Raw genomic sequence first — 22,456 nt, forward strand, 5'->3', positions numbered from 1 at the left:
TCCGTCCGGAGGCTGAGGGATGGCGCTTCCCTCGCGGCGCGCCCGGGTCCTGCGGGCTTTCCGTCGGCTGGTGCTGCTGGCGATGCTGGGCGGGCTGGCGTGGCTCGGCGGGCTGTTCTGGTTCGCCGCGTCGATCCCCCGCACCCCGCCGCACCCCGGCAGCGCCGAGGCCACCCGCAACACCGACGCCATCGTCGTGCTGACCGGCGGCAGCGGGCGGCTGAGCACCGGGCTGGAGCTGCTGGCCGATGGGCGGGCGCACCGGCTGTTCGTCTCCGGCGTCTACGAGGGGCTGGAGGTGCAGGAGTTGCTGAAGCGCTCCCGCCAGTTCCCCGGCGAGATGGAATGCTGCATCACGCTCGGCTATTCGGCGGACAGCACGATCGGCAACGCCTACGAGACGGCGGACTGGCTGCGCGCGCAGGGCTACAGCTCGATGCGGCTGGTCACCGCCAATTACCACATGATGCGCAGCCTCCTGGAGTTCCGCATGGTGATCCCGGAGGTCGAGGTGGTGCCCCACCCCGTCGCCTCTCCCAACGTGCATCTCAACGACTGGTGGCTGTGGCCGGGCACGGCGAATCTGCTGATGACCGAATACAACAAGTACATTGTGACGCGGCTTCGCTACACGCTTGAGAAGCTGATCGAATCCTGACAAGTTCCCGGCCATGATCTTCCTGCGCTCGCTTGCCTTCAACGTCGCCTTCTATGTGTGGACGGCGGTCGTCTGCGTCGGCCTTCTGTGGATGCTGCTGCTGCCGCGGCGGAGCATGATCCGCGTCGTCACGTGGTATTTCGGAACCGTGGCGTGGCTGGAACGCACGCTCGCCGGCATCCGCTACGAGGTGCGCGGGCGGGAGCATGTTCCCCAGAGCGGGTCCTTCCTTCTGGCCGCCAAGCACCAGTCGGCCTGGGAGACGATGAAGCTGCACTTCCTCGTCAACGACCCGGCGATCATCCTGAAGCGGGAGCTTCTGTGGATTCCCATCTGGGGCTGGTACGCCGCCAAGGCCCGGATGATCGCCGTGGACCGCGGCGCCAAGGGCCGGGCCGTCGCCTCGATGGTCCGGAACGCCCGTCCGGTGCGGGACGAAGGGCGGCCCATCGTGATCTTCCCGCAGGGCACGCGGGTCGCCGTCGGCGCCTACCGCCCCTACCGGGTCGGTGTCGGCGTGCTCTACGACAACCTCGACATCCCCATCGTGCCAATGGCGCTGAACGCCGGCCTCTACTGGGCGCGCAACAGCTTCATCAAGCGGCCCGGCACCGTGATCGTGGAATTCCTGCCCCCCATCCCGCCCGGCTTGGGCCGCGCCAAAGCCATGCAGGAGTTGGAGGAGCGGCTGGAGGCCGCCACCGACCGGCTGGTCGTCGCCGCGGGCGGCCCGGCGACCGTGCGGCCCAAGGCGGCGGAAGCGGTTACCGCCGCAGTAACGGAAACCGCGTCCTGATGCGCCGGGGCGCGGCCTTCGCCATCCTCGCGGGCCTTGCCCTGCCGATGCCGATGGCGACGGACGCGCAAGCCCAGTCGCAGCCGAGCGCGGAACGCTTCTCCAACGCCGCGGTGACCGAAGGCATCGCCATCACCCGCCAAGCCTGCGCCGCGCTGGAGGCGCAGGAAACCGCCGCCTGGGTCGAGGTGGAGGGGCGCGGGGAGTGCCTGCGCTACTACGCGGCGGGCCTGCGCCCCGCCCCCGGCCCCAACCCCATCGCCGCGGCCTGGATGCACGGCGACATCATGGGGACCAAGCCGACCTCCGTCGGCCACCAGGAAGGGCTGGGCGTCGCCGCCATGATCGACCAGGAACGGGCCTTGTCGGAGCGATTCGGCATTCCCTTCCTGTTCCTCGCCCGTCCCGGCGCCTATGGCAGTTCCGGCCGTTTCTGGACGACGCGCCACACGCCGCGCGAGGCGGCCCTGATGAACGCGCTGCTCGATGTCCTGAAAGCCCGCTACGGCGTGAGAGCGTGGGCGCTGGGCGGGCACAGCGCCGGCGGCACGCTGACCGCCGAGTTCCTGGCCCGCCGCCATGACCTGCGCTGCGCGGTCATCTCCTCCGGCGCGCCGGCCTACCGGGCCTATCTGGAGGCGCGGGGCCTCCGGACGGTGCTGGCGCGCCCGCAGGGCTGGTTCGACCCCGCCGAATCGCTCGACCGCATCCCGCCTGATCCCGGACGCCGCGTCTTCGTCATCGGCGACCCGCGCGAGACCAACATCCCGTTCCACACCCAGCGCCACTATTTCGACGCCCTGGCAACCCGTGGGCACGCGGCGTGGCTGGTGCCGCTGGAGCGCGCGCCCGCCCCGCGCCACCACAGCCTCGTGGACTTCGGCGAAACCGCTCTCGGCTTGTGTGGCTCCGGCGCCGACACCGGGCGAATCCTGGCGACGCTCAAGGCCATGCCGGACCAGCGGGACCGCATCAGCAACTGACGGCCGGAACGCAAGAGGAACGGCCAGGCTGCCCCAACGGTTGACCCCCGTAAGGGCGGCCCCTACTCTTCGGACACTGTTGTCGGTGGACCGGCGCTATGGACCGGCCGCGCGAAGGGAGCACGCATGCCGGGCATCGCCGCCATATCCCAGCGGATCTGGGACATGAAGTACCGTTTCAAGTCCGCCGCGGGCGACCCCATCGACCAGACCATCGCCGACACCTGGCGCCGCGTCGCCACGGCGCTCGCCGCCCCCGAGGCCGATCCGCCGGTTTGGGCGCCGCGCTTCGAACGGGCGCTGTCCCGCTTCGAGTTCCTGCCCGCCGGGCGCATCCTGGCCGGGGCCGGCACCGGGCGGACGGTGACGCTGTTCAACTGCTTCGTCATGGGACGGATCGAGGACGACCTCGGCGCCATCTTCGCCCACCTGCGCGAAGCGGCGCTGACCATGCAGCAGGGCGGCGGCATCGGCTACGACTTCTCCACCCTGCGGCCCAAGGGAGCCCTCGTGAAGGGGGTCGGCGCCGACGCGTCCGGCCCGCTGTCCTTCATGGACGTGTGGGACAGCATGTGCCGCACCATCATGTCGGCGGGCGCCCGGCGCGGCGCGATGATGGCGACCCTGCGCTGCGACCATCCCGACATCGAGGATTTCATCGACGCCAAGCGCGAGCCCGGCCGGCTGCGCATGTTCAACCTGTCGGTCCTGGTCACCGACGCCTTCATGGACGCCGTTCGGGAGGACCGGCCCTGGCCGCTGGTCTTCGACGGGCAGGTCCACCGCGAGGTGCGGGCCCGCGGCCTGTGGGACCGCATCATGCAGGCCACCTACGCCTATGCGGAGCCGGGCGTCATCTTCATCGACCGGGTGAACGGGCAGAACAACCTGAGCTATTGCGAATCCATTTCCGCCACCAATCCCTGCGGCGAGCAGCCGCTGCCCCCTTACGGGGCCTGCCTGCTCGGCTCGATCAACCTCGCCGCCCTGGTGATCGACCCGTTCGAGGAGACCGCCCGGCTCGACATCGCCCGGCTGAAAGAGCTGACGGCGCTCGCGGTGCGGATGATGGACAATGTGGTGGACGCCTCCCGCTTCCCGCTGGAGCCGCAGGCGCAGGAGGCCCACGCCAAGCGGCGCATTGGGCTGGGCGTCACCGGGCTGGCCGACGCGCTGATCCTCTGCCGCACGCGCTACGGCGGCGAAGCGGCGGTGGCGCTGACCGAATCCTGGTTGAAGACGATCCGCAACGAGGCCTACCGCGCCTCCGCCCGGCTGGCCGCCGAGAAAGGAGCCTTCCCGCTCTACGACCGCGACTCCTATCTGGACGCCCCGATGGTGCGCGGGCTGGACGAGGACGTGCGTGGCCTGATCGCGGAGCATGGCATCCGCAACGCGCTTCTGACCTCCATCGCGCCGACCGGCACGATCTCGCTGTTCGCCGACAACGTGTCGTCGGGGATCGAGCCGGTCTTCTCCTACAGCTACGAGCGCGCCGTCCTGATGCCCGACGGCACCCGCCGGACGGAGGAGGTGAGCGACCACGCCCATCGCCTGTTCCGCGCGCGGTTCGGGGCCGAGCAGCCCCTGCCCGACTACTTCGTGGACGCGCAGTCCCTGACCCCGGCGGAGCATGTGGTGATGCAGGCGGCAGCCCAGCGCCATGTGGACAGCTCCATTTCCAAAACCATCAACTGTCCGGAGGATCTGCCCTTCGACTCCTTCAAGGACGTCTATTGGCAGGCCTATGAGCTGGGCTGCAAGGGCTGCACCACCTACCGCCCGAACGCGGTCACCGGCTCCGTCCTGTCGGTGAAGAAGGAGGGCGCGGCTTCGGCCCCAAACCAACCCTCTTCCCCGACCCGGGGCGCGGCCCCGGGCGCCATGGCGACCAAGCCGCCCGACCGTCCGGAGACCCTGCCGGGCGAGACCTACAAGGTGCGCTGGCCGGACAGCGACCACGCCATGTACATCACGATCAACGACATCGTGGAGAACGGACGGCGCCGGCCCTTCGAGGTTTTCATCAACTCCAAGAACATGGAGCATTACGCCTGGACCGTGGCTTTGACGCGCATGATCTCAGCGGTGTTTCGCCGCGGCGGCGAGGTCGGCTTCGTCGTGGAGGAGTTGAAGGCGGTCTTCGACCCCCGCGGCGGCGCCTGGATGCAGGGCCGCTACGTCCCGTCCCTGCTGGCGGCCATCGGGGACGTGATCGAGCGGCATCTGAAGGCCATCGGCATGCTGCCGGACGATGGGATGGCCGAGATGCTGCCGAGCGGCGGGACCCTCGCCGCACCGCCATCCGCCGGGACGGAGACGGCCAACCTCCAGCAATGCCCGAAATGTGGCCAGCCCGGTCTGATCCGGCAGGAAGGCTGCGACACCTGCCTGAACTGCGGCTATTCCAAGTGCGGCCCCTGAGGACGGATCGGTGACACCACGGGCACTGTCTGTCGGTTTGCGCATTCGCCGAAACCCGTAGGCTACAGACTGGCAACGGTCGGTGCGAATCGGCCTCAGACGTGGCAGGGGCGGGCCTGCCCTACTCGTTCAATACGGTAGGACAGGTTGCCGCGGGTCGTTGGCACCCAGGAAAGCACCCGAGTCCGACCAGAGTGGCGCGCACCGCCTCGTCGAGCGGGGTGTGGGGCTCAGCCCCGAGTTCAGCCGTCAGCCGGGCATTGTTCAACCTGACGGGAGTCTCCCAGAGGTAACGCATCTCGACCAATTCCCGAAACAGCGGGACGAATGGGGAGGCCGCGGTCATCAGGAGCCATGGAAACCGACGGACGGGGAGTTCAGGCTCGCCGACCACGCGCCGGATCGCTTCCATGACCCGTGTTCCGTCTTCGTCCCAATGCCCTCCCATGTGGAAGGTGGCGAATGCATCCTGCGCCTCTCGTTCGGCCAAACGCGCCATTGTCTCCGCAACGTCGGGAAGGTAGGCCCACTGATGCCCGACGCCCGCTTTGCCGGGATAAGTGATGGAGCGGAGTGGGCGTCCGGGCTTCACGAGCCCTTGCGAGAACCAGTTGTTTCCCGCTCCTGGGCCGAAGAAATCGCCGGCGCGCACGATCAGAACTCGAACGTCCCCTTTGTCCGAGGCCATCCGGAGGCGCCGTTCCATCTCGACGCGAATGGCGCCCTTGCGGGTGAGCGGGGTCTGGGGAGAGGACTCGTCCAGCAGCGGGAACGCGTCGGGCCCATAGTTGTAGACCGTGCCCGGAAGGAGGATGCGGGCGCCGTTCGCGCGTGCCGCGGCAATTGTATTGGCCAGCATCGGAAGCACCAGCTTGCCCCAGTTCCGGTAGGCTGGGGGGTTTACCGCGTGCACGATGAGCGAGGCTCCCTGCGCCGCGTGCGCCACGGCTGAGGCCGACAGGGCATCGCCGCGGATCCACTCCAGGCCGCTCTGCACGCCGGCCTTGCCGGGGTCGCGGGCAAGCGCGCGGACGGTCCATCCATTGTTGCGCAGACGCCGGGCGACGTGCCCACCGATGCCCCCCGTCGCGCCGAGGACCAAGGCTACACGATGTGTCATTTCGAACTCCTGCCGCTGCGTGTTGCGGCAGGTTGCTCCGTGGGACCTCTCAACGGAATTGTGGAAAATCGTACGGTCGCTATACTGAAATGCATGAACCAGGAGCCCGCTTGGGATTTATACCGGACCTTCCTCGCCGTCCTGCGGGAGGGATCGCTGTCGGCGGCCGCGCGGTCGCTTGGCCTCACCCAGCCGACGGTGTCGCGTCACATCGAGGCTCTCGAAGACGCCGTAAAACTGAAGTTCTTCGTCCGGTCGCAACGGGGACTGACTCCGACCGAGGCGGCGTTGGAGCTTGAGTCCTACGCCGAGACGATCGCTTCCACCGCGGCCGCGATGCTCCGGGTCGCTTCGGGGCATGGCGCCGGGGTCAGCGGAACGGTGCGGATCAGTGCCAGCGAGGTCGTCGGGATAGAAGTCCTGCCCCCGATCTTCACGGCATTGCGGGAACGACATCCTCACCTAACGATTGAACTCGTGCTCTCGAACACGGTTGAGGACCTGCTCCGTCGTGATGCCGACATCGCCGTGCGAATGGTCGAGCCCGCCCAGGAGGCTCTGGTCGCCAAGCATGTGGGAATGATCGCGCTTGGACTGCACGCGCATCGTCGATACGTGGACCGGCGGGGCATGCCCGCCACGCTGGGCGATTTGCTCCAACACGACGTGATCGGCTTCGACAAAGAGACACCAGCGATCCGGACGATGCTCAAGCGGGTCCGCGGCGTGGACCGATCCGCCTTCGCGCTGCGGGCCGACAGCGACCTTGCCCAGCTTGCCATGCTCCGGGCCGGCTTTGGCATTGGCGTCTGCCAAGTCCCGGTCGCTGCACGCGATCCCGACCTCGTCCGGGTGCTCGCCGACACGTTTGAGCTGAACCTTCCGACCTGGGTTGTGATGCACGAGGATCTTCGGTCGAGCCCCCGGTGCCGCGCCGTGTTCGACGCGCTCGTTGATGGATTGGCAGCCCACTCGAAAGCAGGAGCATCCAGCGCGCATGGCGAACCCGGGGCCCGGCCCGAGATGCCACCGGACGGGCCGGAGTGTTAGGGAGGGTGTCGCCTTACGCCAGTCTAAACGGGATTGTGGCGCCTTTTCCAAAACGGCGACCAAGTTGGCCGGCTGCTCCCCTTTGACCATACGGCAAATGGCTGGGTGAAGCTGCTGGCCCGAAGACCTCCGGCTGTCGCCGCGGCGTGCTCCGTTGCAGCGCTGTCGGGATGCCGACCGGGACGGGGCGAGCCCCTCTACCCCACAGCCCCAGCACGCGAGATGATGACGCAGCCCGCCTCGTAGCCTTGGAGGCAATGTGGCCGGCCGAAGGCAGGGGGCGTTGCCGAGGGCCGGCCGGCAGTGCCCCTTTCACGACGTCGGTCCGGTCGGCTTGGTACGCCCCAACAGAGCCAACGTCGCCTCGTCCATTCGTCCATTGCAGTAGCGCGCGAGCGCCTCCCGGTAGAGGGCCGCAGCCTCGTCCGCAGCCGAGGCGAACAGAGTCATGGAGGAGTGGAACTTCATGTCGTCCGGAGAACCAAAGATTTCATGAAGTGTTCGCCCCTGGACCGCCAGCACGGCGCGAGTCGCTTCTTCCAGTCGTGGGCCCAGGGTCGGATGTGCCAGATAGGCCCGCGCCTCGTCGAAGGAGCCGATACCATAAAATTCGGCTGTGGCTGAGCGGCCAAGGCCGCGCAATTGCGGAAAAATGAACCACATCCAATGGCTCCGCTTGCGCCCGTCCCGCAACTCCTTGAGCACCGTTGCGAAGACCGGCCCCTGCGCGTTGACGAACCGCTGAAGGTCGAACGGATTGTCTGTCTGCATTCCACCGCTCCTGTTCAAGGCACTCCGTCACGAATTAACTGCGCATCGTCCCTTTATCAAAGCGGAGCATTCGCCCCTGACATCCATCTTTCACCCCCGCCCATTCGAGCGCGGTGCTCTCGCAGAGCATGGTGCATGGTCGTACGCTCCACGCCGAACTGTTCAGCAACTTGGCTGGCTGGCCTCTTTCCGACTCCGGACGCGGATCGGTGACCGCCGATCGAAACGCGATCAATGGCTCTTCCTTTACCTCCGATGTAATCGCGGGTGGATCGTGGAACGGCGATGCTGTGGGGGTCCGGTCGATCCGGAAGGTGCATAGCGCACCGGCTTTCCCGTCCCGCAGCCTCCCAAGCGCAGGAGCACCGACCATGAGCATACCTTCGCCGTCTCCCGCCGCCCCGGTCCGGCCCGGCTTCATCCGTACGGACGACGGCGTGACGCTCTTCTGCCGGGATTGGGGAGAGGGGAAACCCGTCGTCTTCCTGTCCAGCTGGTCGCTGAATTCCGACTCCTGGGCCTATCAGATGCTGGCGCTGGCCGAGCACGGCTACCGCTGCGTAGCGTACGACCGCCGCGGCCATGGCCGGTCGAGCGACCCGGGAATCGGTTTCGACTTCGACCGGCTGGCCGACGACCTCGCCACCCTGCTCGACACGCTGGACCTGGAGGGTGTCACATTGGTCGGCCATTCGATGTCCTGTGGGGAAATCATCCGCTATCTGAGCCGGCACGGCAGCCGCCGCGTTTCCCGCACGGTTCTGGTTGGCACGGTGACGCCGGCTCTCTCCCGGACCGACGACAACCCTGACGGAATCGATCCCGCCGTCTTCGAATCCTTCCGCTCGGATTGGCTGATGCGGGACTTTCCGGCATGGCTGGAGGACAACATTCGCCCCTTTCTGACGGCAGAGAGTTCGCCCGACATGATGGTCTGGGTGAAATCGATGGCTTTGCAAGCCTCGATGAAGGCGCTTCTGGACTGCCATCGGGCGACGACGTCCACCGACTTCCGACAAGAGCTTCAGGACATCACCGTGTCGACCTTGCTGATTCATGGCGATTTGGATGTGTCCAGCCCGCTTGGCATCACCGGGAGGAAAACCGCCGAGCTGATGCCGAACGCGACGTTGACCGTTTACGAGGGGGCGCCGCACGGCCTGTTCCTGACGCACATGGACCGCTTCAACCGCGATCTGCTGACCTTTCTGGATGCATGATCGGCGGCGCTGGTATCATCGATCGCAAAACACCGACGACACCGGAGGGGAGGCCGGAGCCATGACGCAAACAGCCGCCCGGCACCGACCGCCCCCCAGGACCGTGCCGCGCCAGCCGGTCGGCGAGCTGCTGCGCGCGTGGCGCAAGCGGCGCGGCTTGAGCCAACTCGATCTTGCCTGCGAAGCCGACATCTCGACCCGGCACGTCAGCTTCCTGGAAACGGGCCGCTCGCAGCCCAGCCGGACCATGCTGCTCCATTTGGCGGAGCGGATGGACATTCCGCTCCGCGACCGCAACGCGCTGCTCGCCGCCGCGGGCTTCGCGCCGGTCTTTTCCGAACACGGGCTGGACGATCCGGAGATGCAGGCCGCCCGTCAGGCGGTCGATCTCGTGCTGACCGGGCACGAGCCCCACCCGGCGCTGGCTGTGGACCGGCACTGGACGTTGGTTGCGGCCAACCGGGCGGTCGCCCCACTGCTCACCGGTGCCGCGCCGGATCTTCTCGAGCCTCCGGTGAACGTGCTGCGCCTCAGCCTCCATCCATCCGGGCTGGCACCGCGGATCGAAAACCTCGCCCAGTGGCGAACCCACATCCTGCACCGGCTGACCCGCCAGATCGACGTCAGCGCCGATCCTGTGCTGATCGCGCTGTTCGGCGAGTTGAAGGGCTACCCGATGCCCGGCGGGCAGGCTCCGCACGGCCGGGGCGAGCCGCTGTCGTCGCATGAGGGCGTGGTGGTTCCTCTGCGGCTCAGGACGGAAGCCGGGACTCTCTGCTTCTTCAGCACCACGACGGTGTTCGGAACGGCGGTGGACGTCACTTTGTCCGAACTGGCCATCGAGGCGTTCTTTCCGGCCGACCTCGCCACGGCGGAGGCGATGCGGCAGGCCCTGTCGCGGTGATGGACAGCGAACCGCGCCAGGATTGCCGACCTACAGGATCGGCTTGACTGTGCGCCACACGGTGTCACGAGACGCGCCTTCACCCGACGGAGGCACCGCCTTTGCGCCGACACGGCGCACGGGACCCGGCCTTATGATTTCCAGCCATCCCGTGGCGGCCGGAGGTGCAGCATGGCGCAGACCGACATCGAGTTGCTCCGCGGCCTCTACAACCGCTACGCCGTGGGTGATGTGGCGCCGCTGTTCGAGCATCTCGCGCCCGACGTCGAGTGGATATCCTGCAGCCGGTCCCCGGCTCTTGCGGCCTTCTCCGGCACCTTCCACGGCATGGACGGTGTCCAGCGCTATTTCCAAGGATTGGCCAAGGATTGGACGATCACCAGGCACGAGATGCGGGACATCGCAAGGGACGGAGACCAGGTCGTCACGCACAACCTCGTTGAGGCCGTCAGCAAGGTCACCGGCAAACCGGTGGCGGTGACGACCGAACACCGGTGGGTGCTGCACGACGGCCGGATCCGGCGCTTCGAGGAGCGTTGCGACGACGAGGCGGCCCTGGAGGCGGCTTGCCGCCCATGTGAGCCATAACGGCCTATGTGAGCCATAACGGCCTGGATTGCCCAGCGGCCCGCCGTGACGGGACTGGCGTTCGCCGCATGGCCCCCCGCTCGCTACCCGGGCCGCTTTTGGACCTTGGCTTGACCGCGGGAAAGATCCGTGATCATGCGGACGATATCGTCCACCTGCTCGCAAGGAACCTTGATCTGGAGCTGCACACCTTCGGGCGTGAAGCCGTTCGTCTCGGCAAGGGCCGCCGGGAAGGTGCCAAGTCCCGATCTGATCCTGGCCTCGTCGGCGAAGGCGCACGTGACGGATAAGGCTGAAAAAGTGATGATCGGACGGCGTTCAGCGGCGTGGAGACAGGCCGCCGCGGTGCCGCCATAGGCGCGCACCAGCCCGCCCGCACCGAGAAGAACGCCACCGAACCAGCGGCTGACCACCACCGCCACCTGATCCAGCTTCTGGCCATCCATGGCCTGAAGAATCGGGCGTCCCGCCGTTCCCCCCGGTTCGCCGTCATCGCTGGACCGGTAGAGATCGCCGATCCGAAAGGCCCAGCAGTTGTGGCCCGCATCCCGCTGGCTGCACGCGGCGATAAATCCACGGGCCTCCTCCTCCGTCCCGACTGGACCCGCCGAGGCCAGGAAACGGCTCTTCTTGATCTCCTGCTCGAATTGCTCTCTCTTCTTAAGGGTGAACATTGTTTTCTGCTGCCATCGTTCCTGCACAGGCCAAAGGCCGACCTTCCCATGCACCGATGGAATTTATTCGTCCAATAGGGAAATTGCGACAGCGTCGCAGCGATATCTGCAACGACTCAACCGATGACGGAGCCGTGCCCCTCCATCCATGACCATCGCCGCCATCGGCAAGCCTGCCGATGAGCATTGGCTCAGCCGTGGCGCCGCTCCAGCCACTCGACCGCGAAGGTGGTGATGGCGGCCGCCTCAACCATCGTGCTGGGTGCCTCCCCAATGGTCCCCTGCGCGCCATGCCCAGCCGCGAGGAAGTCCGTGACGATGGTGGCGAAACAGTCCTCATCCAGGCCGGGCACGACCGGAACCGCGGTCTCGAACTCTTCGATCATCCGCCACCGGGTTCCGGCCGCCGTGGCGAACGGCACCTCGCAGCGGCGGATGCGCTTTCCCGGAACACGGGAGAGATGTTCGGCGTGGTGGAGCAAGGTCATGGAGTCGAGGGGCGCCCCCACCATCAGGACCTTGCCCCCGGCGTCCACCAGCTTTGCCAGCGGCGAGCCGGGGCCGTAGCCGTAGTCCAGTGGATGATCGGCGGTCATCCACTCCGCCCTCGCGCCGATCGCGGCCACCGACGCGCCTGGATTGCCGCTCCGTCGAGCGCCGGGCCACGTACGGATGAATTCGGCCAGAACGCCGTTTTCCCGCGCGGCCCGTGACGCGGCCGGATGGAATGGCGGCACATGGGCACGCCATTCTTCGGCAACACGGCCATTCTCGTCCAAAAGCCCGTCGTAGCGAGTGTCCCAGTCCGTGTAGGCGAGGATGGTGCCGTCCGGGCTCGACGCATCGAGGAGTGCTCCGATCAGGGCGTCGGGACCATTCAGAAGCGGCCCGACCCGGCTCATCGCCGCATGAACCATGACGATGTCTCCCGGGCCGACGCCCAAACGCTCTGCATCCTCGCGCAACGAGGCTCGGGTACGGAAGGGTGAGACATTCGACATGGGAACCATATGGGCAACGCCCGAACGGCATTCAGGCACGATTGAAAGGACACGACGGGGAACGGTTCACCACATCGGCTTTGACCTCTGCGAACAACAGGACCCGACGGGCTCCGCACGGCAAGGAACACGCGCCTCCAACGACGTCCACACGGGCCCGGCGGTCAAAGGCTCACGCCTTCCAGGAACCGAGCAGCACGTCCAGAAAGCGCGCCGCCATCGGTGAGAGGATGGCGCCGTGTCGTCGAACGACACCGATCGTTCGGGTGATCTTCGGGTGGCTCAGCGGGATGGTCCGGATGATGGGATGGCCGGTGGCCGGGGTGGCGAGCTTGGGAAGCACCGCGACACCGAGCCCGGCCTCCACCAGCCCGAGCGAACTGGCGAGGTGCGTGATCTCGTAGGACCAGTTGAGCTTCAGGCCATGCTGCGCCAGGGCGTTGTCGATCAGCGCCCGGTTGCCGCTGGTCCGGCCCACGGTGATGACCCGGTGGGCGGTCAACTCCTCCCACGTGGCGGCTTCCTGGGAGGCCAGCGGATGATCATGCCGGCAGGCGACGACGAACGGATCCTCGGCCAGCGGCGTGAACTCGATGTCCGGGTGTGAGGTGCCGATGAAATTGATGCCGAAATCGGCCTCGCCGCGGGCCACCGCCTCCAGCCCCTCGTTGGCACCGAGATCCAGGATGCGGATGCGGATCCGCGGGAACGCGACGCTGAAGCGGCTGATCGCGTTCGGCAGGAAGTAGAACACCGCCGTCGGGACGGAGGCGATGGTGATCTGCCCGCCGCTCCGCGCCCCCAGGTCGCTGATCCCCAGCAGCGATGACTCGAACTCGTCCAGGAAGCGCCGCACTTTGGGGATGAAGTCGCGTCCGACCATGGTCAGGGCGACATGGCGGGTCGAGCGTTCGAAGAGGGCGACGCCCAGCGTGTCCTCCAGCTTCTGGATGCGGCGGCTGAGCGCCGGCTGCGAGAGGTTCAGCAACTCGGCGGCGCGATTGAAGCTGCCCAGTTCGGCCACCGCCACGAAAGCTCTCAGATCAACCAGTTCAAAATTCATGCCCGGCTCCGCAAGGCGGCGCTCATTGATGTGTATTCCGGAATAATATCACGAATCATTGCATTTAACAAATACGGTTCGAGGTCTGAATATCGGTTCATCGGCTTTCTTCGCCGCCCCGGCGAGATCAAGAGACACCAAGCGCCATGAACCACCTGATCAGCCGCCAGATCGGCATTCCCTGCGTGATGATGCGCGGCGGGACCTCCCGCGGGCCTTTCTTTCTGGCATCCGACCTTCCGGCGACACCGGCGGAGCGCGACGCTCTTCTGCTTTCCGTCATGGGGGCGGGAAACGACCTGGGAATCGATGGAATCGGTGGCGGCAATCCTTTGACCAGCAAGGTCGCCATCGTCGGTCCCGCCACGCTCTCCGGTGCGGACGTGGACTATCTGTTCGCCCAGGTGCGGGTGCAGGAAGGGATCGTCGATACGTCACCCAACTGCGGCAACATGCTCGCCGCCGTTGTCCCCTTCGCCATCGAGGCCGGGTTGGTCCCGGCCACGGACGGCGTGACGGTGGTGCGCATCCACAACGTCAACACCGGCAAGCTGATCGAGGCGCGCGTCCAGACCCCCGGTGCCCGGGTGACCTACGAGGGCGGGGCCTGGTCGAGACGCCGGAGATCAGCGCCTGCCTCAGCCGCGCCGAACTGGCCAAGCTCTGCGACCCGGCCAACTACCTTGGGCAGTCGGGGATCATGGTCGATCGTGTGCTGGCTCGCATCAACCGCTGATCGGAGCGTTCGGGGCTGGTTCCCACGAACCAGGCGCAGATGGTCGGTCTTGTGCACCTGGGCGAACAAGACACCGGTTCCCACGGCCGGTGTGGTTGGATCGCCCAACCTTTTCCGCCTTCGCGCCGCCTGTGGCGAGGGCTCCACCCGCGGCACGCCACGGGCACCCGGCGGACGACACGAACAGCGGAAGAACGGTGAGGAGGCCCAGCGCTCGACGCCTGACCGAGGGAGCTGTCAGGCGTCGTCAAAATGACCGCCGTCCTTTACACACACATCTCAATTCGTGCGTAAACTGACACCAGGGTCGGTCCGCGTCCTCCCCTCCATCGACCCGATCGCAAAGGAGCTTCCATGAACGACGCGACACGGACCATGCTCAGCGACGGCGTGGCGCGTTGGGGCGCCTTCATCGAGGCGAACGCGTCCTGGGCGGAGGTCATCCTGTTCCTGTGCGCCTTCGCGGAATCGCTGGCCTTCGTGGGGCTGGCGGTGCCGGGCGTGGTGTTGATCGCCGCGGGCGGTGCGCTGGTGGCCTCCGGGGTCCTCGGCTTCTGGCAGGTCTACGCCGCCATCGCGCTGGGGGCCGTGCTGGGTGACGCCGTGTCCTATTGGCTCGGCCGGCTGTTCGGCCATCGTGTGCCGCATGTCTGGCCGTTCCGCCGTCGGCCGGAATTCCTGGAGCGGGGCAGCCGCTTCTTTCTGCGCCATGGCGGCAAGAGCGTCTTCTTCGCCCGCTTCCTGGGCCCCCTGCGACCGGTCGTGCCGCTCACCGCGGGGATGATGGCGATGCCCCACCACCGCTTCCAGGCCGCCAACCTGATGTCCGCGGTCATCTGGGTGCCTCTGACGATGGCGCCCGGCATCGCCATGGCGAAGGGGGTCGGCCTCGACGAACTCCTGACCGGAGCCATGGCGAAGCCCGCGGTGTCCCGGAGCGTGGAGGACGGCCCTTGCGTGCCGGCGCCGCCGATATCCGGCGAGCCGGCGCGCTGCTGAGCGGCGCCCCGTGGCCGGGCCGGATCACTCCCCGACGCGGAGGATCACCTTGCCCCGGCCATGGCCCGAATCGAGCCGCTCGTGCGCCTTGGCGACCTCCTCGAGCGGCAGGATGGAGTCCACGATGACCTTGGCCTGCCCGCGCTCGAACAGCGGCGCCATCTCGCGCAGCCGCGCGCCTTCGCGCGTCAGGAAGGTGCCGAACAGCGTCTGGTTCTTGGTGTAGAGGGCGCTCAGGTCCCCGGTCGGCGCGAGAATCGTGGCGATCCGGCCGAAGGGACGGGTGACCTGGGTGCTCAGGGGCACATTGCCGCCCGCCGTGTCGAAGGCGGCGTCGACCCCACGCCCGGCGGTCTCGCGGGTGATGCGCTCCGCCGCGTCGGGATCGCGGTAGTCGACCGCCACATCCGCGCCGAGTTCCTGCAAGGCCGCGTGGTTGGCCGTGCTGGCGGTCGCGATCACCCGGGCGCCCGCCGCCTTGGCGAACTGGATGGCGAAGGAGCCGACACCGCCGGCGCCGCCGTGGATCAGCACCGTCTCGCCTGGCCGCACCGCCAGGCGCCGCACGATCGCCTCCCAGGCCGTGCCGCCCGCCAGCGGGATGCCGGCCGCCTCAATGTGGCTGAGATTGTCCGGCTTGCGCGCGACGATGGCGGCGGACGCGACCGTGTATTCGGCGTAGCTGCCGTTCGGATTGCCGAAGATCTCCGGCGTGTAGAACACCGCGTCGCCGACGTCGAAGCCGGTGACGCCCGGTCCCAGCGCCTCGATGACGCCGGAGACGTCATAACCCAGCACCGCCGGAAACGGGATGTTCGCCCAGGCGCCGGCCTGCCGGATCTTGGCGTCGACCGGGTTGGTCCCGGAGGCGACGACCCGCACCAGAACCTCGCCGGGACCGGCCGTCGGACGCTCGGTGTCCCGGCGCTCGAACACATCCGGGCCGCCGAACCGTGTGATGACCATCGCGCGCATGGGGTCCTCCTTCGTTTCGCGATGAGCCATGTGGATCGCGGCCAATCGCCATCAAGAGGCTGTTCGGCCATGCCGCCTCAAGCCTGAGAGCCTCCAGGCGACCGTTCGATGCCGGGAACGCCCATGATGGTGTCGGCCAGGAACTCCACCAGCAGCCTGACCCGCGCGATACCGGCCCGTTCCGGCACGATCAGCATGTTGAGCGGCACGGAGGGCGGAGCATGATCCGGCAGGAGAATTTCGAGGCGGCCATCGGCGAGCAGGTCGTCCACCAGCCAGACATGGGCCGGGCCGATGCCGCGGCCGGCGAGATAGGCTTCGCGGGCGGCGAGCCCGTGATCGACCCGCAGCCGTCCCCCGAGGGAAACGGCGTGGAGGGCACCGTCCGGCCCTTCGAGCGTCAGCCGGTCGCTCCCCGCGATGTTCGACATGCGGACGCCGTCGAACCCGGCGAGGTCGTCCGGCGTCGTCGGCCGGCCGTGCGGCGCCAGACAGGCCGGCGCCCCGACGAGGATGCGCCGGCTCAGCCCCAGCGCCCGCCGCTTCAGCGTGCTGTCGGTGAGCGGACCGAGGCGGATGGCGATGTCCACGCCGTCGCGCACGAGGTCGATGCGCTCGTCGGTCAAGCCGAGATCGACGGCGATCTCCGGATGGCGATCCTGGAAGGCGAAGATCAGCCGGCTGATGTGCCGGACGCCGAGCGCGGCCGTGCAGGACACGCGCACCGTCCCGGCCGAGGCGCGGCCGGTGGAGCGCGCCTCGTCGCCGGCCTGTTCGACGAGGCGCAGGATCTGGACGGCGTTGGCGTAGTAGCGCTCACCCTCCGCGGTCAGCGTGACGCGCCGGGTGGTGCGGCTGAACAGCGCGACGCCCAGCGCCTCCTCCAGCTCGCGGATGTGGCGGGTGACGCTGGATTGCCCGATGGCCATCTCGCGCGCCACCGCGGACAGGCTTCCCCGCTCGGCGACGCGGACGAAGCTGCGCATGCGGTCGAGCGTGACATTGGCGGATGCGGCCTTCGATTGATCCATTTTGCGGCAGAGTTCCATCCATCCACGCTGTCTACCGGATCAATCTCCACCCGCTTAGCTTGATGCGCAACCGTTTCAAGCGAACAGGTGCCTGTGATGAACGTGCTGATCGTCTTCGCCCATCCCGACCCCCGCTCCCTCAACGCCGCCCTGCGCGATGCCGCCGTCGCGGAGCTGGAGGCGCAGGGGCACGCGGTGCGGGTCTCGGACCTCTACGCCATGAACTGGAAGGCCGCGGTGGACCGCGCCGATTTCCCCACCCTCGGCGAGGGCGAGCGCCTGAAGGTGGCCGCCGCCTCCGGCGCCGCCTTCGCCGCCGACGCGCTGACCGACGATGTGAAGGCCGAACAGGAGAAGCTGCTGTGGGCCGACGCGCTGATCCTGCAGTTCCCGCTCTGGTGGTTCACCATGCCGGCGATCCTCAAGGGCTGGGTCGACCGCGTCTACGCCTACGGCCTCGCCTATGGCGTCGGCGAGCACAGCGACCGGCGCTGGGGCGACCGCTACGGCGAGGGCCGCTTCGCCGGCAAGCGCGCCATGCTCGTGGTGACGACGGGCGGCTGGGCCGAGCATTACGCGCCGCGTGGCATCAACGGCCCGATCGACGACCTGCTGTTCCCGATCAACCACGGCATTCTGCATTATCCCGGCTACGACGTGCTGCCGCCCTTCGTCGCCTACCGGGTGGACCGCTTCGATGAGGCCGGTTTCGCGCAGGCGGCGGACGGCTTGCGAGAGCGGATGCGGACGCTGGAAACGACGCCGCCGATCCCCTTCCGCCGCCAGAACGGCGGCGACTATGCCATCCCCAGCCTCGAACTCCGCCTGGGACTGGAAGCCCCCGGCGCGTCCGGCTTCGCCCTGCACCGCACCGCCTGAGAACGCTTACAGCCGGATCAGGACGACGCCGAGGATCAGGGAGGCGGCGCCGGCCAGCCGGGTCGGGCTTATCGGCTGCTGCGGCAGGCCGAGCAGACCGACATGGTCGAAGGCGAGCGAACCGAGCATCTGGCCGACCACGATGAGCGCGAGCACGGTCGCCGCCCCCAGACGGGGCACCATCAGAATGGCGGTCCCGATGAACAGCGCGCCGAACAGCCCGCCGGTCCAGGTGACCCACGATCCGGCCCCGCTCACCGCTTCGGCGAGGCGGGGTCCGGGTGCGAGGAGGGCGACCGCAAGCATCGCCAGCATCCCGACGACGTAGCTGACGAAGCCCGCCCACCAGGGCGAGCCGAGGTCGGCCCGCAGATTGGCGTTGAGGACCTGCTGCAACGCGACGCTGACTCCGGCGCCGACCACCAGGAGGTACGAGACGACGGACAGTGCGGTGGACATGCCATGCTCCCAAGATTGGCTGTGGGCGCGCCGCCGGACCCTTGTCCGTGCGGCGCTCTCGGGCGGATGCATAGCAGGCGGAGCGGCGGCGGTCTGGTACGGATGTGACCTACCCGGCCCGGTAGCGGCCCGGCGTGACCCCGAAAGCGCGGCGGAAGCAACGACCGAGATGGCTCTGGTCGGTGAATCCGGTGTCCGCCGCGACCGCGGCGATGGGCTCCCCCGCGCGGAGCAGGAGGCGCGCGTCGTTCAGCCGCTCCTGAAGCGCGAAGGCGTGCGGCGGCACGCCGTGCAGCTTGCGGAACCGGCGGGAATAACCCTCGCGGCTCATCCCGGCACGGCGGGCCGCTTCGCCGACGCTGTCCCAGGCGTCGCCGCCGGTGAACAGGGAGGCGGGCTCCAGCCCGATCCCGAGGGAATGGCGATGCTCCTCGGCGATCCGCGTCAGGTCGGCCCAGCCCAGACCGCCCGTCCGCCGCCAGTGCCGGGCCAGCCCGGCGATCAGGTCCGACGCGGCGTGGAGACCGGGCGGCGTGTAAAGGTTGACGCAGACGACCTCCTCCGCCCCGCGCAGCGAGCGGTGCGGCAAGTCCGCCGGGATGTGAACCCCCTCGCCGGGACCGGCCTCGCACATTTCGCCCGCGATGACGAAGCGCCGTCGCCCGGCGAGGACGAAGGTCAGCTGATCCTCGCGATGGAAATGCACCGGCAGGGCCACGTCGAGCCCGCGCACCGTCCCCAGCTCGACGATGCCGCCGCCGGCCGGGCGCCGATAGTCCCAGACCTGATGCGCGCGGGCGCCCGGAGTCGCCGGAAAGGGCAGGGGCGTCATGATGGCGGCTCGTCCCGTCGGATGGGTTCCGGGTGGCGATTTTTGCATGGCACCGATCAGGACTCCATCGCAACGCACATCCTGTGGCATAAGAGCCCCCGCCACGCCATGGGAACAACGCCGCAGGAACGCAGCCGCACATGATCCGCTTCGACAACGTCAGCAAGCAAAATGGTCACCGAATCCTCTTCCTCGAAGCATCGGCGGCGTTGAACCGGGGCGAAAAGATCGGGCTGGTCGGCCCCAACGGGGCGGGCAAGACGACGCTGTTCCGCATGATCACCGGCGAGGATTTGCCGGACACCGGTCAGGTGGCGATCGAGAAGCAGGTGACCATCGGCTACTTCAACCAGGACGTCGGCGAGATGTCCGGCCGCTCCGCCGTCGCCGAGGTGATGGACGGTGCCGGCCCGGTCAGCACCGTCGCCGCGGAGCTGGCCGAGCTGGAGGCCGCCATGGCCGACCCCGACCGCGCCGACGAGATGGACGCCATCATCGAGCGCTACGGCGAGGTCCAGGCCCGCTTCGACGAGCTGGGCGGCTACGAGCTGGAGGGCAAGGCGCGCGAGGTGCTGGCCGGCCTCAGCTTCAGCCAGGAAATGATGGACATGGACGTCGGCATGCTGTCCGGCGGCTGGAAGATGCGCGTGGCGCTGGCCCGCATCCTGCTGATGCGGCCCGAGGTCATGCTGCTCGACGAGCCGAGCAACCACCTGGACATCGAAAGCCTGATCTGGCTGGAAGGCTTCCTGAAGGGCTTCGAGGGCGCCCTGCTGATGACCTCGCACGACCGCGAGTTCATGAACCGGATCGTCAACAAGATCATCGAGATCGACAGCGGGTCGCTGACCAGCTACTCCGGCGACTACGGCTTCTACGAGCGCCAGCGGGCGTTGCGCGAGAAGCAGCAGGAGGCGCAGTTCGAGCGCCAGCAGGCCATGCTGGCCAAGGAGCTGAAGTTCATCGAGCGCTTCAAGGCCCGCGCCTCGCACGCCAGCCAGGTCCAGAGCCGGGTGAAGAAGCTCGACAAGATCGAGCGCTTCGAGCCGCCGAAGCGCCGCCAGCTCGTGACCTTCGACTTCCCGCCGGCCCCACGCTCCGGTGACGACGTCGCGGTGCTGAAGAACGTGCACAAGGGCTACGGCAGCCGGACCATCTACGAGGGGCTGGACCTGACGATCCGCCGCAAGGAGCGCTGGTGCGTCATGGGCGTCAACGGCGCCGGCAAATCGACGCTGCTGAAGCTGGTGGCCGGCGCGACCGAGCCGGACAGCGGCACCGTCGCGGTCGGCGGCAGCGTGCGCATGGGCTATTTCTCCCAGCACGCCATGGACCTGCTCGACGGCGACAAGACCATCTTCGAATCGCTGGAAGCCTCCTTCCCGCAGGCGAGCCAGGGGTCGTTGCGCGCTCTGGCCGGCTGCTTCGGCTTCTCCGGCGACGATGTGGAGAAGAAGTGCCGCGTCCTGTCCGGCGGCGAGAAGGCCCGGATGGTCATGGCGACCATGCTGTTCAACCCGCCCAACTTCCTGGTGCTGGACGAGCCGACCAACCACCTCGACCTCGACACCAAGCAGATGCTGATCGCGGCGCTGGGCGCCTATGAGGGCACCATGCTGTTCGTCTCGCACGACCGCCATTTCCTGGCGGCCCTGTCGAACCGGGTGCTGGAGCTGACGCCGGAAGGCATCCACCAGTATGGCGGCGGCTACACCGAGTATGTGGCGAGCACCGGGCAGGAAGCGCCGGGCATCCACTGACGCCGTCCGGGCGGGGCGGGAACGCGTGCGGCGCAACAAGCGGCTTGCGCGGCCTGCCCCCTCCATGGAAACTCGTGCCCGTGTCGTTCGGGCTGGGTTGCGCAACCATGGAGATTTTGGAATGGCTGGGTACGACAACGCCGACGGCCCCGCGGGGCTGGTCATCCGCCTGATCGACACCGCGGTGAAGGCCCTGAACGAGATGTCCGACGCCGCGGGCGAGATCGCGCCGGACGTCGGCAATCTGACGGACACGCTGGTGGCCGCCCAGCGCATCGCCGACCGCGCGTCGCAGGATCTGCAACGCCTGTCCCAGAAAGTGGCCGCCCCGTAGCGGCCGAAGCGGTGCGGCGCCCTGACACGCCGCACCGCGTCTTCATCAACGGCCCTTCATCACCGACGTTGCCCGGCGGTGAAGGTGAAGTTGTCGAAGCTGTTCTCGGCGACGCGGAACCACAGGTATTCCTCGTCGCGGAACTTCTTCCACGGCTCGTAGATCTTGGCGAACTTCGGGTTGCTCTTGGCCGTCTCGTCGTACAGCTCGTAGGCCGCCTTGTAGCAGGCCTCCATCACGTCGCGCGGGAAGGGGCGGAGCTGGGCGCCGCCGGCCACCAGACGCTTCAGGGCGGCGGGGTTGTCGGCGTCGTACTTGGCGTTCATGATCGCCAGCGCCTCGAAGCAGGCCGCTTCCAGAGCCGCCTGATAGGGCTTCGGCAGTTCCTCCCACTTCTGCTGGTTGACCAGCAGCGACACGTTCAGGCCGCCTTCCCACCAGCCGGGGTAGTAGTAGTACTTGGCGACCTTGTTGAAGCCGAGCTTCTCGTCGTCGTAGGGGCCGATCCACTCGGCGGCGTCGATGGTGCCCTTCTCCAGCGACGGGTAGATGTCGCCGCCGGCGATCTGCTGCGGCACGACGCCCAGCTTGGTCAGCACCTGACCGGCGAAGCCGCCGATGCGGAACTTCAGGCCGCTCAGGTCCTGGACCGTCTTGATTTCCTTGCGGAACCAGCCGCCCATCTGGGTGCCGGTGTTGCCCGCCGGGAAGTTGACGACGTTGTAGCCCTTGAAGAACTCGCGCAACAGTTCCATGCCGCCGCCCTGGAGAATCCAGGCGTTCTGCTGGCGGGCGTTCAGGCCGAACGGCACCGTCGCGTCGAAGGTGAAGGTCGGGTCCTTGCCGACATAGTAGTAGCTGGCGGTGTGGCCGCACTCGACCGTGCCGTTCTGCACGGCGTCGAGAACCTGGAGGCCGGGGACGATCTCGCCGGCGGCGAAGGGGCGGATCGTGAACTTGTTGTCGGTGATGGCGGCGACACGGCGTGAAATCACGTCGGCGGCGCCGTAGATGGTGTCCAGGCTCTTCGGGAAGCTGGAGGCGAGGCGCCAATGCACTTCCGGCGTGCTCTGGGCAATGGCCGGAGCCGCCAGGGTGCTGGCCGCAACGCCGACACCGGCGCTGGCGAGGAACGAACGGCGTTTCATACGGGAGTCCCCTCCTGTTCTTTTGTTCAGGAGCGAACCTATCAGCGTCCT

General features: G+C 67.8%; 23 protein-coding genes. 13 read left to right on the forward strand and 10 right to left on the reverse strand.

The window, feature by feature from the left end; genetic code table 11:
- Positions 1–19 precede the first annotated feature (19 nt).
- The 4 genes from H0B54_RS09680 (at position 20) to H0B54_RS09695 (ending at position 4,861) form a co-directional block, all read left to right on the forward strand.
- Entirely contained in the window at positions 20–658 is a 639-nt protein-coding gene (locus H0B54_RS09680) for a YdcF family protein (protein ID WP_188260118.1), read from the forward strand.
- 13 nt (positions 659–671) lie between these two features.
- The gene (locus tag H0B54_RS09685; RefSeq protein ID WP_188260119.1) at positions 672–1,454 is read left to right on the forward strand and encodes a lysophospholipid acyltransferase family protein; all 783 of its coding nucleotides are present in this window, start codon (positions 672–674) and stop codon (positions 1,452–1,454) included.
- Entirely contained in the window at positions 1,454–2,437 is a 984-nt protein-coding gene (locus H0B54_RS09690) for an alpha/beta hydrolase family protein (RefSeq protein WP_188260120.1), read from the forward strand. Before H0B54_RS09685 ends, H0B54_RS09690 begins: the two co-directional genes overlap by 1 nt.
- A gap of 126 nt (positions 2,438–2,563) precedes the next feature.
- Positions 2,564–4,861 carry an adenosylcobalamin-dependent ribonucleoside-diphosphate reductase gene (locus H0B54_RS09695; protein ID WP_188260121.1) on the forward strand — a complete coding sequence of 766 codons (2,298 nt, stop codon included), beginning with the start codon at positions 2,564–2,566 and terminating at the stop codon, positions 4,859–4,861.
- A gap of 121 nt (positions 4,862–4,982) precedes the next feature.
- On the opposite strand, the gene H0B54_RS09700 is transcribed toward H0B54_RS09695, so the two are convergent.
- Complete coding sequence (locus tag H0B54_RS09700; RefSeq protein ID WP_188260122.1) at positions 4,983–5,981, reverse strand: SDR family oxidoreductase; 999 nt, start codon at positions 5,979–5,981, stop codon at positions 4,983–4,985.
- Positions 5,982–6,074: 93 nt separating this feature from the next.
- Between H0B54_RS09700 and H0B54_RS09705 the strand changes: the two genes are divergently transcribed.
- Entirely contained in the window at positions 6,075–7,031 is a 957-nt protein-coding gene (locus H0B54_RS09705; protein ID WP_188260123.1) for a LysR family transcriptional regulator, read from the forward strand.
- Between the two features lie 312 nt (positions 7,032–7,343).
- Here H0B54_RS09705 and H0B54_RS09710 read toward each other — a convergent pair whose 3' ends face one another.
- Positions 7,344–7,802 carry a DUF1810 domain-containing protein gene (locus H0B54_RS09710; RefSeq protein WP_188260124.1) on the reverse strand — a complete coding sequence of 153 codons (459 nt, stop codon included), beginning with the start codon at positions 7,800–7,802 and terminating at the stop codon, positions 7,344–7,346.
- Between the two features lie 371 nt (positions 7,803–8,173).
- Between H0B54_RS09710 and H0B54_RS09715 the strand changes: the two genes are divergently transcribed.
- The 3 genes from H0B54_RS09715 (at position 8,174) to H0B54_RS09725 (ending at position 10,514) form a co-directional block, all read left to right on the forward strand.
- Positions 8,174–9,022: an alpha/beta fold hydrolase gene (locus H0B54_RS09715; protein ID WP_188260125.1), complete on the forward strand. Its 849-nt coding sequence runs from the start codon at positions 8,174–8,176 to the stop codon at positions 9,020–9,022.
- A gap of 61 nt (positions 9,023–9,083) precedes the next feature.
- A complete protein-coding gene (locus H0B54_RS09720; RefSeq protein ID WP_188260126.1) occupies positions 9,084–9,926 on the forward strand; it encodes a helix-turn-helix domain-containing protein in 843 nt (280 codons plus the stop codon).
- Between the two features lie 171 nt (positions 9,927–10,097).
- Positions 10,098–10,514: a nuclear transport factor 2 family protein gene (locus H0B54_RS09725; protein ID WP_094303459.1), complete on the forward strand. Its 417-nt coding sequence runs from the start codon at positions 10,098–10,100 to the stop codon at positions 10,512–10,514.
- Between the two features lie 83 nt (positions 10,515–10,597).
- Here H0B54_RS09725 and H0B54_RS09730 read toward each other — a convergent pair whose 3' ends face one another.
- The 3 genes from H0B54_RS09730 to H0B54_RS09740 form a co-directional block, all read right to left on the reverse strand.
- The gene (locus H0B54_RS09730; RefSeq protein WP_188260127.1) at positions 10,598–11,188 is read right to left on the reverse strand and encodes an IMPACT family protein; all 591 of its coding nucleotides are present in this window, start codon (positions 11,186–11,188) and stop codon (positions 10,598–10,600) included.
- Positions 11,189–11,379: 191 nt separating this feature from the next.
- Positions 11,380–12,198 (reverse strand): aminoglycoside 3-N-acetyltransferase, encoded by an 819-nt coding sequence (gene aac(3), locus H0B54_RS09735; RefSeq protein WP_343068919.1) that lies wholly within the window; start codon positions 12,196–12,198, stop codon positions 11,380–11,382.
- A gap of 163 nt (positions 12,199–12,361) precedes the next feature.
- Positions 12,362–13,252, reverse strand: a complete 891-nt coding sequence (locus tag H0B54_RS09740) for a LysR family transcriptional regulator (protein ID WP_188260128.1) — start codon at positions 13,250–13,252, stop codon at positions 12,362–12,364.
- Positions 13,253–13,398: 146 nt separating this feature from the next.
- Here H0B54_RS09740 and H0B54_RS29740 point away from each other — a divergent pair, with 146 nt between their 5' ends.
- Together H0B54_RS29740 and H0B54_RS09750 are read left to right on the forward strand one after the other, a co-directional pair.
- The gene (locus H0B54_RS29740; RefSeq protein ID WP_246472432.1) at positions 13,399–14,244 is read left to right on the forward strand and encodes a PrpF domain-containing protein; all 846 of its coding nucleotides are present in this window, start codon (positions 13,399–13,401) and stop codon (positions 14,242–14,244) included.
- A 98-nt stretch (positions 14,245–14,342) separates the two neighbouring features.
- The gene (locus tag H0B54_RS09750) at positions 14,343–14,987 is read left to right on the forward strand and encodes a DedA family protein (RefSeq protein WP_246472433.1); all 645 of its coding nucleotides are present in this window, start codon (positions 14,343–14,345) and stop codon (positions 14,985–14,987) included.
- Between the two features lie 24 nt (positions 14,988–15,011).
- On the opposite strand, the gene H0B54_RS09755 is transcribed toward H0B54_RS09750, so the two are convergent.
- Positions 15,012–15,962 (reverse strand): zinc-dependent alcohol dehydrogenase family protein, encoded by a 951-nt coding sequence (locus H0B54_RS09755; protein WP_188260129.1) that lies wholly within the window; start codon positions 15,960–15,962, stop codon positions 15,012–15,014.
- A 77-nt stretch (positions 15,963–16,039) separates the two neighbouring features.
- Positions 16,040–16,993, reverse strand: a complete 954-nt coding sequence (locus tag H0B54_RS09760; RefSeq protein ID WP_188260130.1) for a LysR family transcriptional regulator — start codon at positions 16,991–16,993, stop codon at positions 16,040–16,042.
- A gap of 96 nt (positions 16,994–17,089) precedes the next feature.
- On the opposite strand from H0B54_RS09760, the gene H0B54_RS09765 reads away from it, so the two are divergent.
- A complete protein-coding gene (locus tag H0B54_RS09765) occupies positions 17,090–17,872 on the forward strand; it encodes an NAD(P)H-dependent oxidoreductase (RefSeq protein ID WP_188260131.1) in 783 nt (260 codons plus the stop codon).
- Positions 17,873–17,878: 6 nt separating this feature from the next.
- Here the strand turns inward: H0B54_RS09765 and H0B54_RS09770 are convergent, their stop codons facing one another.
- Positions 17,879–18,331: a DMT family transporter gene (locus tag H0B54_RS09770; protein WP_137141804.1), complete on the reverse strand. Its 453-nt coding sequence runs from the start codon at positions 18,329–18,331 to the stop codon at positions 17,879–17,881.
- 109 nt (positions 18,332–18,440) lie between these two features.
- Complete coding sequence (locus H0B54_RS09775; RefSeq protein WP_246472434.1) at positions 18,441–19,163, reverse strand: AraC family transcriptional regulator; 723 nt, start codon at positions 19,161–19,163, stop codon at positions 18,441–18,443.
- A gap of 140 nt (positions 19,164–19,303) precedes the next feature.
- Between H0B54_RS09775 and H0B54_RS09780 the strand changes: the two genes are divergently transcribed.
- Positions 19,304–20,923 (forward strand): ABC-F family ATP-binding cassette domain-containing protein, encoded by a 1,620-nt coding sequence (locus H0B54_RS09780; RefSeq protein WP_188260133.1) that lies wholly within the window; start codon positions 19,304–19,306, stop codon positions 20,921–20,923.
- Between the two features lie 121 nt (positions 20,924–21,044).
- The gene (locus tag H0B54_RS09785) at positions 21,045–21,257 is read left to right on the forward strand and encodes a hypothetical protein (RefSeq protein ID WP_137141801.1); all 213 of its coding nucleotides are present in this window, start codon (positions 21,045–21,047) and stop codon (positions 21,255–21,257) included.
- A gap of 59 nt (positions 21,258–21,316) precedes the next feature.
- Here H0B54_RS09785 and H0B54_RS09790 read toward each other — a convergent pair whose 3' ends face one another.
- Positions 21,317–22,405: a TRAP transporter substrate-binding protein gene (locus H0B54_RS09790; RefSeq protein WP_188260134.1), complete on the reverse strand. Its 1,089-nt coding sequence runs from the start codon at positions 22,403–22,405 to the stop codon at positions 21,317–21,319.
- Positions 22,406–22,456 lie beyond the last annotated feature (51 nt).

Source organism: Azospirillum tabaci, from assembly GCF_014596085.1.
In the GTDB taxonomy this organism is placed as follows: domain Bacteria; phylum Pseudomonadota; class Alphaproteobacteria; order Azospirillales; family Azospirillaceae; genus Azospirillum; species Azospirillum tabaci.

Bases quoted from the DNA above. Each gene is read 5' to 3' on its own strand.
- H0B54_RS09680 (WP_188260118.1), top strand. From the start codon at position 20: ATGGCGCTTCCCTCGCGGCGCGCCCGGGTCCTGCGGGCTTTCCGTCGG.
- H0B54_RS09685 (WP_188260119.1), top strand. From the start codon at position 672: ATGATCTTCCTGCGCTCGCTTGCCTTCAACGTCGCCTTCTATGTGTGG.
- H0B54_RS09690 (WP_188260120.1), top strand. From the start codon at position 1,454: ATGCGCCGGGGCGCGGCCTTCGCCATCCTCGCGGGCCTTGCCCTGCCG.
- H0B54_RS09695 (WP_188260121.1), top strand. From the start codon at position 2,564: ATGCCGGGCATCGCCGCCATATCCCAGCGGATCTGGGACATGAAGTAC.
- H0B54_RS09700 (WP_188260122.1), bottom strand. From the start codon at position 5,981: ATGACACATCGTGTAGCCTTGGTCCTCGGCGCGACGGGGGGCATCGGT.
- H0B54_RS09705 (WP_188260123.1), top strand. From the start codon at position 6,075: ATGAACCAGGAGCCCGCTTGGGATTTATACCGGACCTTCCTCGCCGTC.
- H0B54_RS09710 (WP_188260124.1), bottom strand. From the start codon at position 7,802: ATGCAGACAGACAATCCGTTCGACCTTCAGCGGTTCGTCAACGCGCAG.
- H0B54_RS09715 (WP_188260125.1), top strand. From the start codon at position 8,174: ATGAGCATACCTTCGCCGTCTCCCGCCGCCCCGGTCCGGCCCGGCTTC.
- H0B54_RS09720 (WP_188260126.1), top strand. From the start codon at position 9,084: ATGACGCAAACAGCCGCCCGGCACCGACCGCCCCCCAGGACCGTGCCG.
- H0B54_RS09725 (WP_094303459.1), top strand. From the start codon at position 10,098: ATGGCGCAGACCGACATCGAGTTGCTCCGCGGCCTCTACAACCGCTAC.
- H0B54_RS09730 (WP_188260127.1), bottom strand. From the start codon at position 11,188: ATGTTCACCCTTAAGAAGAGAGAGCAATTCGAGCAGGAGATCAAGAAG.
- H0B54_RS09740 (WP_188260128.1), bottom strand. From the start codon at position 13,252: ATGAATTTTGAACTGGTTGATCTGAGAGCTTTCGTGGCGGTGGCCGAA.
- H0B54_RS29740 (WP_246472432.1), top strand. From the start codon at position 13,399: ATGAACCACCTGATCAGCCGCCAGATCGGCATTCCCTGCGTGATGATG.
- H0B54_RS09750 (WP_246472433.1), top strand. From the start codon at position 14,343: ATGAACGACGCGACACGGACCATGCTCAGCGACGGCGTGGCGCGTTGG.
- H0B54_RS09755 (WP_188260129.1), bottom strand. From the start codon at position 15,962: ATGCGCGCGATGGTCATCACACGGTTCGGCGGCCCGGATGTGTTCGAG.
- H0B54_RS09760 (WP_188260130.1), bottom strand. From the start codon at position 16,993: ATGGATCAATCGAAGGCCGCATCCGCCAATGTCACGCTCGACCGCATG.
- H0B54_RS09765 (WP_188260131.1), top strand. From the start codon at position 17,090: ATGAACGTGCTGATCGTCTTCGCCCATCCCGACCCCCGCTCCCTCAAC.
- H0B54_RS09770 (WP_137141804.1), bottom strand. From the start codon at position 18,331: ATGTCCACCGCACTGTCCGTCGTCTCGTACCTCCTGGTGGTCGGCGCC.
- H0B54_RS09775 (WP_246472434.1), bottom strand. From the start codon at position 19,163: ATGACGCCCCTGCCCTTTCCGGCGACTCCGGGCGCCCGCGCGCATCAG.
- H0B54_RS09780 (WP_188260133.1), top strand. From the start codon at position 19,304: ATGATCCGCTTCGACAACGTCAGCAAGCAAAATGGTCACCGAATCCTC.
- H0B54_RS09785 (WP_137141801.1), top strand. From the start codon at position 21,045: ATGGCTGGGTACGACAACGCCGACGGCCCCGCGGGGCTGGTCATCCGC.
- H0B54_RS09790 (WP_188260134.1), bottom strand. From the start codon at position 22,405: ATGAAACGCCGTTCGTTCCTCGCCAGCGCCGGTGTCGGCGTTGCGGCC.